Here is a 246-nt window from a genome sequence, read left to right on the forward strand (position 1 = left end):
TCACCTCGACGATCCCCGCCCCGCCCGGCGGATCGTTCGACCCGATGATGATTGACCCGCCCGGCGGATCGTTCGACGCGATGATGCTTGACCCGGCCGAGTACGGGATCAGCCTGCCCGGCAGCCAGGAACTGGTAGACAACCCGTGGCCGCAGGACTTCGCACCCTCGCAGTGGACGCAACCCGTCAGCGCCGCTTTCCCACCCTATGGCCAGGTGTACGCCCCAGACGGTGACAACCCCTACG

1 pseudogene is annotated in these 246 nt (G+C 67.1%); it reads left to right on the forward strand.

The window, feature by feature from the left end:
• Positions 1 to 246: pseudogene (locus ACLQ24_RS30675) on the forward strand (hypothetical protein); the annotation flags it as partial.

Origin of the sequence: Micromonospora sp. DT4, from assembly GCF_049841675.1 — a bacterium.
Taxonomy (GTDB): Bacteria; Actinomycetota; Actinomycetes; order Mycobacteriales; family Micromonosporaceae; genus Micromonospora.